At 35.5% G+C, this 14,495-nt stretch carries 13 protein-coding genes; all 13 read right to left on the bottom strand.

The window, feature by feature from the left end:
* Positions 1-14: 14 nt before the first annotated feature.
* The 13 genes from yabQ to AB3U99_RS00340 all read right to left on the bottom strand — a co-directional run bounded on the left by yabQ (position 15) and on the right by AB3U99_RS00340 (position 14,455).
* Positions 15-638 carry a spore cortex biosynthesis protein YabQ gene (gene yabQ, locus AB3U99_RS00400; RefSeq protein ID WP_400244764.1) on the bottom strand — a complete coding sequence of 208 codons (624 nt, stop codon included), beginning with the start codon at positions 636-638 and terminating at the stop codon, positions 15-17.
* Positions 635-937, bottom strand: coding sequence for a sporulation protein YabP (gene yabP, locus AB3U99_RS00395; protein ID WP_400244762.1), 303 nt, complete (start codon positions 935-937; stop codon positions 635-637). Before yabP ends, yabQ begins: the two co-directional genes overlap by 4 nt.
* A gap of 141 nt (positions 938-1,078) precedes the next feature.
* Positions 1,079-1,336, bottom strand: a complete 258-nt coding sequence (locus tag AB3U99_RS00390) for an RNA-binding S4 domain-containing protein (protein ID WP_312097789.1) — start codon at positions 1,334-1,336, stop codon at positions 1,079-1,081.
* Between the two features lie 15 nt (positions 1,337-1,351).
* Positions 1,352-2,815, bottom strand: a complete 1,464-nt coding sequence (gene mazG, locus AB3U99_RS00385; RefSeq protein ID WP_400244760.1) for a nucleoside triphosphate pyrophosphohydrolase — start codon at positions 2,813-2,815, stop codon at positions 1,352-1,354.
* Positions 2,816-4,528 (bottom strand): oligosaccharide flippase family protein, encoded by a 1,713-nt coding sequence (locus AB3U99_RS00380; RefSeq protein ID WP_400244758.1) that lies wholly within the window; start codon positions 4,526-4,528, stop codon positions 2,816-2,818.
* Positions 4,529-4,607: 79 nt separating this feature from the next.
* Complete coding sequence (locus AB3U99_RS00375; RefSeq protein WP_400244756.1) at positions 4,608-5,705, bottom strand: DUF1648 domain-containing protein; 1,098 nt, start codon at positions 5,703-5,705, stop codon at positions 4,608-4,610.
* A gap of 2 nt (positions 5,706-5,707) precedes the next feature.
* Entirely contained in the window at positions 5,708-6,088 is a 381-nt protein-coding gene (locus AB3U99_RS00370) for a GntR family transcriptional regulator (RefSeq protein WP_400244754.1), read from the bottom strand.
* A 206-nt stretch (positions 6,089-6,294) separates the two neighbouring features.
* Positions 6,295-6,831 (bottom strand): stage V sporulation protein T, encoded by a 537-nt coding sequence (gene spoVT, locus AB3U99_RS00365; protein ID WP_400244752.1) that lies wholly within the window; start codon positions 6,829-6,831, stop codon positions 6,295-6,297.
* A 628-nt stretch (positions 6,832-7,459) separates the two neighbouring features.
* Entirely contained in the window at positions 7,460-10,999 is a 3,540-nt protein-coding gene (gene mfd, locus AB3U99_RS00360) for a transcription-repair coupling factor (protein ID WP_400244750.1), read from the bottom strand.
* A gap of 645 nt (positions 11,000-11,644) precedes the next feature.
* Complete coding sequence (locus AB3U99_RS00355) at positions 11,645-11,875, bottom strand: anti-sigma-F factor Fin family protein (RefSeq protein WP_400244748.1); 231 nt, start codon at positions 11,873-11,875, stop codon at positions 11,645-11,647.
* Between the two features lie 92 nt (positions 11,876-11,967).
* Positions 11,968-12,531, bottom strand: a complete 564-nt coding sequence (gene pth, locus AB3U99_RS00350; RefSeq protein ID WP_400244746.1) for an aminoacyl-tRNA hydrolase — start codon at positions 12,529-12,531, stop codon at positions 11,968-11,970.
* A gap of 153 nt (positions 12,532-12,684) precedes the next feature.
* Positions 12,685-13,326 (bottom strand): 50S ribosomal protein L25/general stress protein Ctc, encoded by a 642-nt coding sequence (locus AB3U99_RS00345; protein WP_400244743.1) that lies wholly within the window; start codon positions 13,324-13,326, stop codon positions 12,685-12,687.
* A 172-nt stretch (positions 13,327-13,498) separates the two neighbouring features.
* Complete coding sequence (locus AB3U99_RS00340) at positions 13,499-14,455, bottom strand: ribose-phosphate diphosphokinase (RefSeq protein ID WP_400244741.1); 957 nt, start codon at positions 14,453-14,455, stop codon at positions 13,499-13,501.
* Positions 14,456-14,495 lie beyond the last annotated feature (40 nt).

Raw genomic sequence — 14,495 nt, 5'->3', positions numbered from 1 at the left:
GGCTCCTCCTTTCATTATTTTTTTCTATTAGCTATCCATTCTTTCAAATATTTCTTTATTTTAAAGTAATATCCTGCCAATTTACTAGAAATTCTCTCGACTAATAATTTAACCTTTTTCGGCACAATTAGCCATAATAGGGATAAAAGCCATCCAATCGGTTTAAATAGTATCCTTATGATAAATCTTAATACCCTAATTATACCATTGGCAAGTGCCATAAGTCCCTTACCAAAAGCAATTATTATCGACAAGAGCAATAACACAATAGATTTAATTGGCTTATATACAATATTCATAAACAATTTAATAAAAAAGCGATAAGAATGAACGCAAAAAGAAATAATCTCTTTTAGTAATCGAAGATAAAGAGCTTGAAATAAACTTTTGTACATCGCGAACCCTAACAGCAAAGCTAAGACCAAATAAATGCGCACCTCTCCTTTGTTTACTAGGAAAAGAACATAAAACATAAGAAGGGCTTGCAAAATCCAAAAAAGGATATCATGGATAAAAACAATACTTCTTTTCCTGATCGGCCTTTTCAAGAAGTATTGATAGGTATCTAAGCTTATTCCAAAGAATAGGCCCATGCTAACCATCGCTAGCATGGTCATAAATTGTGTAGATAACGTCATCGGAATATCTTGCTAAAGAATCCCTTAGCCTTATCTCCACTTTGGTCGTCTACATAAACTAAATCAAACACCTTGCCTTTTATGGAGACGATTCCTTTTTCCACATCGAGATTTTTCATTTGAAGATTTTGACCACGGATGGATAAAAAGCCCATTACTGTTTCTAAAATGAACTCTTCGTTGTCAAAACTCTCCACCTGCTTTACTCCTGTGATATCTAATAACTTTCTCCCTCTCATAATGACATCATGTTCTACAACATTACTTTTAGGCGTGTTTGAATCATAATATTGGCTCATCTTTATCCCTCACAATCACTTAGTACAATCTCTACTTGTACAAATATATGTGAAGTAAAATTATTTTAGAACAAGCCTTCAAAAGGAAGATAGTCGACAAAACTCTATCTTGTTTATTACCAATAATACAGCTTATTAAACTTAAGAAATTGTCTCTTCTTTAATTATTTTATACATATTTGCTGCATCTTCTTTTTTCGTGGATTCCTGTAGCATTTCCACTTTTGCTGTTACTAGCTTTTGCCCAAAACGCACCTGAAGCTCATCTCCGACCTTCACATTGGTACTCGCTTTTGCCTGCAGCCCATTTACTAAAATTCTTCCCTGATCCGCAACTTCCTTCGCTAACGTTCTTCTTTTAATTAAGCGTGAAATTTTCAAGAATTTATCTAGTCGCATCTTAACCGCTCCTTCTTATCGTTGTTTTCCCTTTGCTTCATTCCAATATCCGTCTAATTCCTCTAAGCTCATTTGGCTCCATTCCTTTCCAGACTCCTTCACCTTTTCTTCTATATATGAAAAACGCTGAATAAATTTCTTGTTTGTCTGGAAGATAGCAAGCTCAGGATCAACCTTATAAAATCTAGCGATATTTACAAGCGAAAACAAAACATCACCGAATTCACTTTCTATTTTTTCTTTATTAGTTGCCTCTTTTATTTCCTTATGAAACTCTAGAATCTCCTCTTTTACCTTTTCCCATGCTCCATCTGCATCCGGCCAATCAAACCCAACCTTTGCCGCTTTTTTCTGCAATTCATGAGCTTGCATTAAATGAGGTAATGCATGATTTATTCCATCTAACACAGAATCCTTTGCTTCCTTTGCTTCCTTTTTCTTCGCATTTTGCCAATGCTTCATCACGTCATCGACAGATTCCGCCTGTTCTTCTCCAAATACATGAGGATGCCTGCGAATCATCTTATCGGAAATTCCCTCGATTATATCATCAATAGAAAAATAACCTTCATCTTCTCCTATTTGACTGTGGAGCATCACTTGCAATAACACGTCGCCAAGCTCTTCGATGATATGATCGATATCTCCTTCATTGATAGCCTCAATTAATTCATAGCTTTCTTCCAGTAGATACTTACGCAAGCTTTCATGTGTTTGTTTTTTATCCCACGGACAGCCATTCGGTCCACGAAGCACTGCTATAATATTTCTTAGCTGAGAAAACTCTTTATGTAATATCTTTTCCTCCTGAACAGGCGGCACATAGACACTCGTTAGATTATTTAAGTCCATCTCTCTATCTAAATCATGCAGCTCGATTTCTTTTATATTTTCCAAACTGCTTCCTGCTGCAGTTACAATTTTAATAGGATAGTCATATGGCAGTATATCCATTAGTGTCAGCTTCACTTCCGATGCAGAAAAAGCATCGTATACTTGACCAATAATCAAATGATTTCTAAGCTGAATGCTTGAGCGGTCAAGGGCTGTTCCATCCAGTAACTGAAAACCTTCAATTGGATCAATTCGCAGCGCCTGAAAAATGCTGTCTAAAAAGCTTTGCCCACCGGCAATTTCGATAGAGACCACTCCTTCTCTATCTTTTTCTATTAATAATTGAACCGTTTTCTCCGCAACAAGAGGATGGCCTGGAACTGCATATACAACGTCTGTCTCTTTTGCTTTTTCAATCAGAAATGCAACAATTTCTTTATATACTGCTTCAAATTGATCATGTTTCTCATAAATAGAATCAAATGAATAAAACGTGACACCTTCTTGTTCAAGGGTTGATATTACAGGGTGATCCTTCGTCCGTACATATACCGCTTTATTCTCATCCGTTAGGCTTCGGTAGACCCCTAACGGCAGCTGATCCATATCACCTGCACCTAATCCAATAATCTTTATTTGCTTCATTTAATTCCCCTCCTTTTTTTTCGGTAAAAACCATATTAGTTTACTTCCTAATGGCAATAGAGATAATTCCTTCTCTTTAAAAACATTTCCTCGCAAAACAAGAAACACATAAACGATTCCGCCTATCATAACACCAGATAATGCTTGAATAGCACTTTTTATGCGATTATTCTCTATAAATTCAAGCAGCAACGAGGAAAGAGGTATATATCCTTTAAGAACAAGTAACATTACGAAACTCGCACCACTAATGATTATTATCTGCTTTAGACCAATAATTGGCTCTTTGACTATTCTTCTCAATTTTACCACCATTAAAAGTAAAAGAATAAATAATATAATTAGCGATGCATAAGCTGCTCCTGCAATCCCATAAGAAGAAACAAGGCTGATGTTAAGAACATATTTCCCTATAAAACCAAATATAATCAAAACTGCAGGATAGTAAGAATGACCTAAGCCTTGAAGTATGGACATTACCGTAACAATAATGGCATTAAAGAAAATAACAAAAAACAAAATGGCAAGGACAGTAGAGCCAGCATCATTTTCAAAAAGCATACTGTTTGTCTCATTAATAATCCCGATTAAACCTACTGTAGCACCGAGACCAATAAAATAACTGACTAAAAGAGAGAAATGAATATTACCCATTAGATCTTTATTACTTGCCTTTTGCCGATCCTTTGTAATAAGAGGGACAATACTTAAAGCCATCGATGTGGATATAATACTTCCAATTTGTATGAGTGGCTGCCCTCTATCATATATCCCCTTCATAACTTTAGCATTTTCATCCGCCATTCCATTTTCGATTAATAAGGAATATAAGTTCAAAGAATCTGCAAGCTGCAATAATATTAATAGCATACTACTAATCGAAATCGTGATTCCCTCATATACCACTCTTTTGCATAGAAGACGATTTCCCTTGTGAAAAAGGGCGGAAAATCGAAAAAGAGTAAAAGAAAAAGAACTTTTTCGATAAAAATAGATTAGTACTAGCAAGGACAGTAAGCCCCCTATTACAGAACCAAACATAGCCCCTGAACCAATCGCATATAAGGAATATCCTTTAAAGGAAAAAAAGACAGCAACAAATAAGATAATCCCAACTCTAAGCAGTTGTTCGCTTACCTGTGATACTGCTGTCGGAATCATATTTCCCTCCCCTTGAAAGATCCCTCTCAAAATAGCTGTCAACGGAGAAAAAAGAAATGCAAAAGAAATTACCTTCAACAAGGATGCTAAATAGGGATCTCCCATCCAAGAAGCCAGTCTGCCAGCGTTGAAAAATAGAATAAGAAAAGCAGCAACTCCTATTGGAAAAAATAAGAAAAAAGAGGAACTCACAAGTCTATTTATACCCGATTGGTTCCCCTCTACTTTCATTTCCATATACAATTTTGATAGGACTATTGGAAAACCATATGTAGATAAAGCAATAATTACCCCGTAAAAAGGATAAACCTGCTGATAAATATAAAATCCTGTATCACCGACAATATTTTGAAACGGTATTCGATATACAGCGCTTAGTACTTTAGTTATTAAGGCAGCCAGCATTAGAATAAAGGCGCCTTTAAACCAGACATTTGATTGCGAAGTCTTCACATGTCTAGCTCCTTCCGTAATTACTTCGCTTGTATTATAGCATAGTTGGGATGAAGATGCCTGCATACATGCATATCCATACTTTCCACCTATTAACAATTAAGAACCCCTGTCATCCAGCTGCTTTCCATCATCCATTCATACGGACCCGGAAAGCAGCTCTCCTAGAGAAATCCATCTATATGAAGCTTAAAAGGATAATAAGAAGCAAAGGAATAAATATTAATAAATATCCAATTGGGTTTGCAAAGTTTAACGTCCATCCAATTCCAAATCGCTTTTCAACAAAAATAGAAGGATCATTTTTATTAAAATAAAACAAGCCTCCCTTCCAACGGCTATCAGCATCAAAAGTAGAGATTTCCTGCGTTTCTTGCTCTTTTCCATCTAATTCCCGATTTAACCGTTCCACCTTAAACGTAAATACAATGGTACATATTAATATGACTACTGTAATGAAGAGAGGAATAATAACTAGCATGTAATCACTGAAAATATTATTGTATAACGTTGTTAATTGTAAAAGAATGAAAAGAACAGTTATTGTAATGGATATAAGAAGATTAAGCCAGCTTGAATATTTGCGATACTTTAGCTGTCTGCGCTTTGATGCTTGTTTATTATTAGCAATCATTTTGATGCCTGATCTCTTTGTCGCTATATTAATACCTAAAAACATGAACTGCATCGTTAGCAAAACAAGAAGCAATGATACAGAAGAGATAGGTGTCTTCGTCGTAAATCGATCGGCTTTTCCATCAGTTCCCCAGTGCACAGGTATCTCTGTTGGCAATACATCATACTGAGTTGCAGTAAAAAGAAGGAATCCCACCGTAATAATCATTGGAATAAGAAACACATACCATGGCAACATTTCATCCTTTTGTCTAATCCCAAGCTCTGTTACACTTACTTCTTTTAACTGCTCTTCCCATTTATATTCCCCTTTCAATCCAAGCATTTTCCCATGAAAATAGAAATAAAGGCTAACGCTCCAAAATAAAATTCCAAACAGTAGAAATGTTCCAATAATCGCAACCTGATTGGCTTGGGGGTTAATGGCTGCTTGCCAAATGCAATAAGCAATAATAAAAAGAAGAGAGGGCACCACAATCAAAAAAGAATATCTTTTTTTATAAGCAGAAATTTGAGGATGCTTTATTTGTGTACTTGGAATGGTAATACCAAATACCACTGTTTTTCTTATTAGAAAAGGGATAGCTGCCTCAAGCAAGACTGTTAACAACATCATGATGATAAATATAAGTGCTTCCATTTCTATTCCTCCTTCAAGTTTTGAATAATTGATTGCGTTAAGCTTAATATGTCTTCCTCATTCATCCCTAGCACTAATGCTTCTACTATAGTGGGTTTTAAGCTATCTGATGTTCTGTTTTTTTCTTCTTCAGATAGTTTTCGATTAGTGGTTCGAATGACTGCACCAGATTTAGGAATAATTTGAATAATCCCCTTTTTTTCTAATTCGTGATAGCTTTTATTTACAGTATGCATATTTACACCCAAATCAGCTGCCAATGAACGAACAGATGGCAGCATATCTCCAACCTGTAAATCTTTTCTTATTACCCCTATCATAATTTGCATCGAAAGTTGTTCGTAAATTGGCATTTCTAAATCAGGATTAATTCGTATATACATAATCATCCACCTCAAACTGTTATATACTTATTATAACAATATTGTTCTAGTTTGAGTAGAACAATATTCATTTTCTATTCAAACTAAATGGAGTTTATGCACTTTATGTAGGAAATAATACTAAAAAAGTCGACAACTCCTTTTCCCGAGTTTGTCGACGGTTTAAACAATATATGGATTAGTAAAAAAAGGTTATACAAACATGATTATGATTCCATTTGGCGAGCTAAAAATCCTGCCGCAGTCTCTACAGCCTTTTTCTCTACATCACCAAGGGAGTCTTCTTTTGAGAAGATGACAACTGCTCCAATCGGATCTCCATTAGCAATGATAGGACCAATTGTATAAGCAGAAATAGTTTCGGTTGTACCATCTATTAAGGATACTTGGTCTTGTTGATTCATAAGGATAGTTCCTCTATCCTCCATTGCCTTTTCCACTATATTACTAATATTTTTATTTAAATAATCCTTCTTCGATCCACCTGAAACGGCAATGTAAGTATCTCTATCACAAATTAACACAGCATTTCCTAAACTATCATAAAGAGCTTCAGCATACTCTTTAGCAAAATCACTTAGCTCACTAATCGGTGAATATTTTTTTAAAATTACTTCTCCATCTCGATCAACAAAAATCTCTAATGGATCACCTTCACGAATTCGTAATGTTCTTCTGATTTCTTTTGGGATAACGACACGACCCAAATCATCGATTCGACGCACAATTCCAGTTGCTTTCATTCCGTGTTGCCTCACTTTCATCAGATGATTTTTTAAAATTGATGAGTGCATTCTCACTATACATGAAATGTTCACCATATTTAAACATAGTATCTTTCATATGGTAAGTTCTATACATTAATCATGTAAAATTTTCTCTAGGTAGCTTTATTTTCCTTGGTGAATATTTCACCTAATAAAAAACTTTTACCATATTCTTAATCAGCGGGAATTTTACATCCCAAATCAGGGTATAACCATTTATCTATTCAGGTACTTAACTTAGATGTCATTAATAAGAAATTTTTTTGTCCTTTATCTATATTTGTTTTATACCCTTGTCCCGCCTTATTAAACATGCCTTTTACGCAATTTTCTTTAACTTCTGGTACTAAAGAGGCTAGGACAAAACTAAATAGCCAACCTGTAAAGACGAACAATCTCTAATATAGGAGATATTATATTTGAAAGTGAAAATAAAGTTGGTTTGGAGAGGTAACTGCTTGACTCCTATGGGAGCTGCGGGTAATAACAACAGACTTTACTGAAACCTTCTTTTTAAAACTAAAAACACGAACAATTATACATTTTTTGTATAACTGTTCGTGTTTATCGCTAGCTGGAATACTTATGTCCCAGCCTCTTTCAATTACTTAGTAACTTCCTCTGGTTCTTTTTTAAAGGTACTCAATGCTTCTACCATTCCATGACATGCCTTTAGCCATTTGTCCTTTTCTACGCCTTTTACGTGGAAGATCATTTTTAGTTTTCTTCCTTCCATGCCAAGACCGATCATTTTGCCGTATTTAGAGCTTTTCTCAAATATTTTTTGGCCATCCATGCGATCACTACCTTGTTCTGATAATAGAATCAGCACTTCATCCTTTGTTTGTTTAATTAATTCTACTCCCGCTTGCTTCCCATAAATCTTCATTTCTGTAATCTTGAAAAGATAAGAAACTTCCTCTGGATAGTCTCCAAAACGGTCTGTTAATTCTTCTCTTAGTTCTTCCATATCATCTAAGGTTGCAATGCCTCTAAATCTTTTATACATTTCAATCTTTTGCTGTCCGTCGCTTATATAGAACTCAGGAATATAGGCATCGATATCTAAATCAATTTCGATTGTTCGTTTTTGTTCTTCATCTATTGTTCCTCTTCTCTCTTCAATCGCTTCTTTCAGCATTTGAGAGTATAAATCAAATCCAACAGAATCAATAAATCCATGCTGCTGGGCACCTAGAAGGTTTCCAGCCCCACGAATCGTTAAATCCCGCATGGCAATTTTAAAACCAGACCCTAACTCTGTAAACTCTTTAATTGACTGTAGCCTTTTTTCCGCCACCTCTGTTAAGACTTTATCCTTCTTATACGTAAAGTAAGCATAGGCTACTCGATTAGAACGCCCTACTCTTCCCCGTAATTGATAGAGCTGCGATAGCCCCATCCGATCTGCATCTTGGACAATCAATGTATTTACATTCGGAATATCTACCCCTGTTTCAATAATTGTTGTACTGACTAAAACATCATATTCTCCTTCTAAAAATCCAAGCATTACTGATTCTAATTCATTTTCCGTCATTTTACCGTGTGCATACGTTACCCTTGCATCAGGGACTAACATGGATATCTCTTCTGCTTTTCTTTCAATATCTTCTACACGATTATATAGAAAATAAATTTGCCCATTTCTCGCAAGCTCTCTTTCAATCGCTTCTCTTACAAGTCCTCCGTTATACTCCATTACATAGGTTTGAATAGGAAATCTATTTTCAGGAGGTGTTTCGATAACAGATAAATCTCGAACACCTAGCATAGACATATGGAGTGTTCTTGGAATTGGTGTTGCTGTTAATGTCAACACATCAACATTTGTTTTTAACTGTTTAATTTTCTCCTTATGCGTTACCCCAAATCGCTGTTCTTCATCAATAATTAACAACCCTAAGTCCCGATAGGAAATATCTTTAGATAAAATTCGATGTGTTCCTACAACAATATCAATAGTTCCAGCTTTTAGCCCTTTTATTGTATCGTTTTGCTGTTTTCTAGTCCGGAATCTACTTAGTAAACCTATTTCAATCGGATAATCTTGAAAACGCTCTCTCAACGTCTCATAATGCTGTTGAGCTAAGATTGTCGTTGGCACTAATAAAGCAACTTGCTTTCCATCAGCTATTGCTTTAAAAGCTGCACGAATAGCAACCTCTGTTTTCCCATAACCAACATCTCCGCAAAGAAGGCGATCCATCGGTCTTTCTCTTTCCATATCCTTTTTAATCTCATGAATGGAACGCAACTGATCCTCCGTTTCCTGATAAGCAAATGCTGCTTCAAATTCCCGCTGGATTTCTCCATCTGGAGAGAATCCATAGCCAACAGAAGCTTCTCTTTCCGCATATAGCTTGATAAGATCATCGGCTATATCTTGAACAGAAGACTCTACTTTTTTCTTTACGCGCTTCCAATCATTTCCGCCTAATTTATATATTTTCGGTTCTTTACTCTCTGATCCTACATATTTTTGCACTAAATCTATTTGTTCAACAGGAACGTATAGCTTATCATTTCCTTGATATCGTAAATGTAAATAATCCTTGTGAACACCATTTATTTGAAGTGTTTCAATTCCAAGATATTTACCAATTCCATGGTTAACATGAACAACATAGTCCCCAACATTTAATTCGGAATAGCTTTTTATTCGCTCCGCGTTTGATAGCTTTTGTCTTCTTTTAGAGATTTTTTTTGTTTTTGTTTTAAATAATTCCTCTTCCGTTATAACAGCTAGCTTTAAAATAGGAAGTTCAAACCCTGACTGAAGATGCCCTTCAACTAGTTGGATTTTCCCTTCAGCAATCTTCTTGGCATTCTTTTGAATCATTACTTCCATATCATAATCTTGCAGAACTTGTTCTAGCTTTTCTAAACGTTCCTCACTATTACCAAGCAATAAAACGGTGTAATGATTCTTTTTCCATCTTTCTATTTCTGTTTTTAAAACATTCATTTGACCATGGAAATTTTGCATTTGTTTACAAGAAACATTGATTATATTCTGCGGATTAGTATTTGGTACATGCCGCAAGAACAAAGATAGATAGACAATTGGCTGTTTTGCTTGATGTAAAAGATGGCTTATACTTTGAGATAAGGTTAATCCATGAATGATTTCTCCCTCGCCTAATAAGCTCGTATACCAATCAGCCTCTTCCTTCTCTAGCGTGTCGTTCATTTCTTGCACTCTACTAATTTCATCAATAATTAAAAAGCCATTTGTCGGTAAATAATCTATTAAACTTACATGTTCCCCATAAAGAATGGATAAATATTTATATAATTGTTCTGGCTTTTGTCCATTTCTTAACTGTTCTATTTCTCTGCCTATGTTTTGCGCAAGTAATGTTTTAGTCGCTTCATCTTTTATCTTTTTTAAACTTTGAGATAGGCCCCTTTCCAGCTTACTTAGTAGTTCGTCAACTGCTTTTTCATCATAAAGAATTTCTGTAGCCGGCCCAATGCTAACCGCTTCCTTCTTTTCCTTTGAGCGTTGATCCTCGAGTGAGAAAGCCCTAATCGAATCAATTTCCGTATCAAATAATTCAATACGAAGAGGATCTTCTTCTGTCAATGGATAGATATCTAAAATTCCTCCACGCACACTAAATTCTCCGGGTGAAGAAACCATTTCTGATCGCATATATCCCATATGAACAAGCTTTAATAAAAATGCCTCTAAATCTAGATCCTGCCCTATCTCAAGCTTTAATTGCGCTTCCTTCCATAGCTTTTTTGGAGGCAGCAGCTTTCTTAGCCCAGCTACAGGAACAATCATGATTCCTGATTTTTTCTTCGCCCAATAGTTCAATACCTCAATGCGCTGTGCCTTAAGCTCTGGACTTGCAATACTAATCTCAGCGGCAATTAACTCATTCGCTGGATAAAGGAAGACTTCCTTTTCATCCACAATATTCGTAATATCATCATATAGCTTTTGTGCTTGCAATAAATTATGTGTCACTATTAATAACGGCTTCTTCGTTTTTTCGTAAATAGAAGTCATATATAAAGTACGTGCTGAATTGGAAAGACCTGAAACTAATTGCTCATGCAATCCAGCCTCTAATCCTGAAATGACATTTTGTATATCTTCTTGCTGTTTAAATAACTCTTTTAGCCCTAACAAAAAATTTTCCCTCCCATTTAAAAGCAAAGGCACCATAATTAGTGGTGCAGAGCTAGTTTGTTTATGCATTTTAGTAAAGTGGCATAGCCCTAGCTATCTAGCCCTTTTTTTAAGATAAGCCCTTACCTATAATCTGTTCCTATCTTATATGAATATTTATAATTGCAATCTATTTAGTTCTAATAAAAAGACATCATCTATATGTTTCTCTTGAAAAGGCTGTTTTCTAAAAGTTTGTTACTTTCTCAATATGATAAATAAATTAATTAGAGATACTGAGCAGCCTGAATACACTTAGACTCCTATGGGAGCTGCGAGAAAGTCCGAGACCCCACAAGAGCGTAGCGACGAGGAGACTTAGCGCTCTCCCCATGGAAAGCGAAGTGTATTCAGGCTACGGGTCATAGCAACAAACTTTACGAAAACAAACTTTGAAAAAGACCCATTAAACGGACTTGCCTATGCTCATAAAAGCGGCTTTGTTAAAATGTGGAGAAAATACTCCTTTATGTTGTTATATACGAGATATCTTGCCTATATTCCTGCTATACAAAAGAAAACATGTATACAGACAACGGAAAAATGCTTTGGATTAGTCCAAAGCTTTTTTCCTAATAAAAAACAGAAATCTTTTTAAACAGTCTTTTAATGAATCAAATAGTCATTTTCATAGTAAACAGGATTTTTAGACAATGATTCTTGACAATCCTCACAAATCGATTTTACCTCAATATCTCCTGTTTGATGATATTGAATCATTTCGGAACGATCTTCATCCGTTAAATGATCAAATCCTAAACGGTTTGCTTCTACTGCTTTCGTATCAAGTGAACCCATATGCACACCACAATGTCTGCAATGATAATGTATAGCCATTCCAAGGCCTCCTTACTAGCACATTATAATAATGCTAGTATTAACCTATTCGTAGGTAAATATAACCGAATAAACAGGAATGGATCAATATCTTACTGGATATTATATTTATTCATTACTTGCAAAAAAGGTTCCTCTGCCCACTGTGCACATGCGTCTGCACATTTTTTTATGGTTCCCTCTAATATGTCCATTTCTTCTTTTGTAAATTTCCCAAGGACATAATCAACAACTTTCATGCCATTTTTAGGACGATCAATCCCAACTCTTATGCGATTAAATTTTTCTGTCCCAACATGAAGAATGGTAGACTTAATTCCATTATGCCCACCAGAGCTTCCCTTTTGACGAAGTCTTATTTTCCCAACCGGTAAATCTAAATCATCATAAATGACTACTAAATCCTCTTGCTCTAGGTCATAGTAATCCATAATCGGACGAATCGATTCTCCTGAAAGATTCATATATGTAAGCGGCTTTAGTAAAATTATTTTTTCGCCCCCAATATTCCCTATTCCAAAATTCCCTTTAAATTTTGCTTTATCTAATGGAATATTGTAATGGTTGGATAAAAAATCGATTACTTCAAAACCTATATTATGTCTTGTTCTATCATATTGCTTCCCTGGATTCCCAAGGCCCACGATTAATTTCATGACAATCCCCCTGATTTATTCTATCACTATGTAAGCTATACAAGAAAAAGGTTTGGCCAATAGAAATGCTTACCGGTCAAACCTTTTCTTGCTAGCCTTCTTTAGAAATGTACTTTCTAAACGTACAGGGAGAATTTATTTGTAGAAATCGGATTACTCTTCTTTTGTATCCGGCTCTGTTTCTCTGCCTTCTACATTATCAGGCATTCCTTCTTCTTGTTGTTCTCCTGTACTAATCTCTTCTTCCTGTCTTGGAGCAAGAATTGATGCTACTACTTCTTCTTGTTCATGATTTATTTCTATTTTATCATAACCCTTAACATCTCCGACAGTAATCGTATCTCCAACTTGGAGTTCTGTTACATCAATATCAATACTAGTCGGTATATCATTAGGCTTTGCTGTTACTGTTACTTCATGTAATGCCTGCTGCATAACACCGCCATCTTTCACTCCAGCTGCTTCTCCCACTAGGGAAATTCTCACTGGTGCACTGATAGCTTTTGATAAATCAACAGCCAAGAAGTCCACATGCAGTACTGCACGCTTTATTGGATCGGAATCATATTCATTTAAAACGACATTATAGGTTTCCCCGTCGATATCCAGCGAAATAACACCGTTTCTTCCAACCTCACGAATCGTTTTTAAGAAATTTGCCTCACTTAAGGAAATCGCTGTATTTTCTACTTTTGATCCATAAACAATTCCTGGGATTTCTCCCTCACTTCTTAATTTTGTTAAGCTTGAATGCTTGTCCGTCATACGTTTTTTTGCTTGTAATGTTGTCGTCATTATTTCACCTTCCATTATTTAATCAAATGAACACTCTTATATAAAAAATGCCCTAAATGGAAGAAATTTAAACATAGAGAATTTGCTTCCCTATTAAACAGCAAACGACAATACTAATAGTCGCCTGCCTAAAGACAAGCGACTAATCAGAAAAGTTAAGCTTTTAAGTCTATCAATCAAACAAGAAACTTACAGACTGATCTTGGTGTACACGTAAAATAGCTTCACCTAATAAATCAGCAACAGATAATTGGATTACATTCGCAGAAAGTTTCTTTTCTCCAAGTTCAATAGAGTTTGTTACAACTAGCTCTTTAATTTTAGAATTGTTGATTCTTTCCATTGCAGGTCCTGATAACACAGGGTGTGTACAGCATGCATAAACCTCTTTAGCCCCATTTTCAGCAAGCGCATTTGCACCAAGTGTAATGGTTCCAGCTGTATCAATAATATCATCGATAAGAATAGCAATTTTTCCTTCTATGTTACCAACAATGTTCATTACTTCCGCAACATTTGGTTTTGGTCGTCTTTTATCAATAATAGCAATTGGTGCTTTTAATCGTTCTGCAAGCTTTCTTGCTCTCGTAACACCACCATGATCTGGCGAAACAATAACTAGTTCTCCATCAAATTCACGCTGACTGAAATAGTTGCCTAGGATTGGTACACCCATTAAATGATCAATCGGAATATCAAAGAAGCCTTGAATTTGTGGTGCATGCAAGTCTAATGTAATAACACGAGTTGCTCCAGCAGTTTCTAGTAAATTTGCTACTAATTTTGCTGTAATTGGTTCACGTGCTCGTGCCTTTCTATCTTGTCTAGCATAACCATAATAAGGAATAACTAGGTTAATCGTTTTAGCTGATGCACGCTTTAATGCATCAATCATAATTAACAATTCCATAATATGTTCGTTAACAGGTGCACTAGTTGACTGAATTACATATACATCGCAACCACGGATACTCTCTTCAATATTAATTTGAATTTCTCCATCGCTAAAACGCGTCACAGAACATTTTCCTAATTCTACCCCAATTGACTCGGCAATTTCTTGCGCTAATGCTGGATTAGAGTTTAAACTGAATACCTTCAAATTTGGATCTAAATTCTTAACTGGCATGCTGAACCTCCACTGGTCTTTTTCCACTAATGATATAAAG

This window comes from Niallia tiangongensis (genome assembly GCF_044704065.1).
Classification (GTDB): Bacteria; Bacillota; Bacilli; order Bacillales; family Cytobacillaceae; genus Niallia; species Niallia tiangongensis.
The sequence above is the reverse complement of the archived record's forward strand: the minus strand, read 5'-3'. Positions and strand labels throughout refer to the sequence as shown.

Excerpts from the sequence above, each read along its gene's own strand:
- yabQ (WP_400244764.1), bottom strand. The coding sequence starts at position 638 with ATGACGTTATCTACACAATTTATGACCATGCTAGCGATGGTTAGCATG.
- yabP (WP_400244762.1), bottom strand. The coding sequence starts at position 937 with ATGAGCCAATATTATGATTCAAACACGCCTAAAAGTAATGTTGTAGAA.
- AB3U99_RS00390 (WP_312097789.1), bottom strand. The coding sequence starts at position 1,336 with ATGCGACTAGATAAATTCTTGAAAATTTCACGCTTAATTAAAAGAAGA.
- mazG (WP_400244760.1), bottom strand. The coding sequence starts at position 2,815 with ATGAAGCAAATAAAGATTATTGGATTAGGTGCAGGTGATATGGATCAG.
- AB3U99_RS00375 (WP_400244756.1), bottom strand. The coding sequence starts at position 5,705 with ATGGAAGCACTTATATTTATCATCATGATGTTGTTAACAGTCTTGCTT.
- AB3U99_RS00370 (WP_400244754.1), bottom strand. The coding sequence starts at position 6,088 with ATGTATATACGAATTAATCCTGATTTAGAAATGCCAATTTACGAACAA.
- spoVT (WP_400244752.1), bottom strand. The coding sequence starts at position 6,831 with ATGAAAGCAACTGGAATTGTGCGTCGAATCGATGATTTGGGTCGTGTC.
- AB3U99_RS00355 (WP_400244748.1), bottom strand. The coding sequence starts at position 11,875 with ATGGCTATACATTATCATTGCAGACATTGTGGTGTGCATATGGGTTCA.
- pth (WP_400244746.1), bottom strand. The coding sequence starts at position 12,531 with ATGAAATTAATCGTGGGCCTTGGGAATCCAGGGAAGCAATATGATAGA.
- AB3U99_RS00345 (WP_400244743.1), bottom strand. The coding sequence starts at position 13,326 with ATGACGACAACATTACAAGCAAAAAAACGTATGACGGACAAGCATTCA.
- AB3U99_RS00340 (WP_400244741.1), bottom strand. The coding sequence starts at position 14,455 with ATGCCAGTTAAGAATTTAGATCCAAATTTGAAGGTATTCAGTTTAAAC.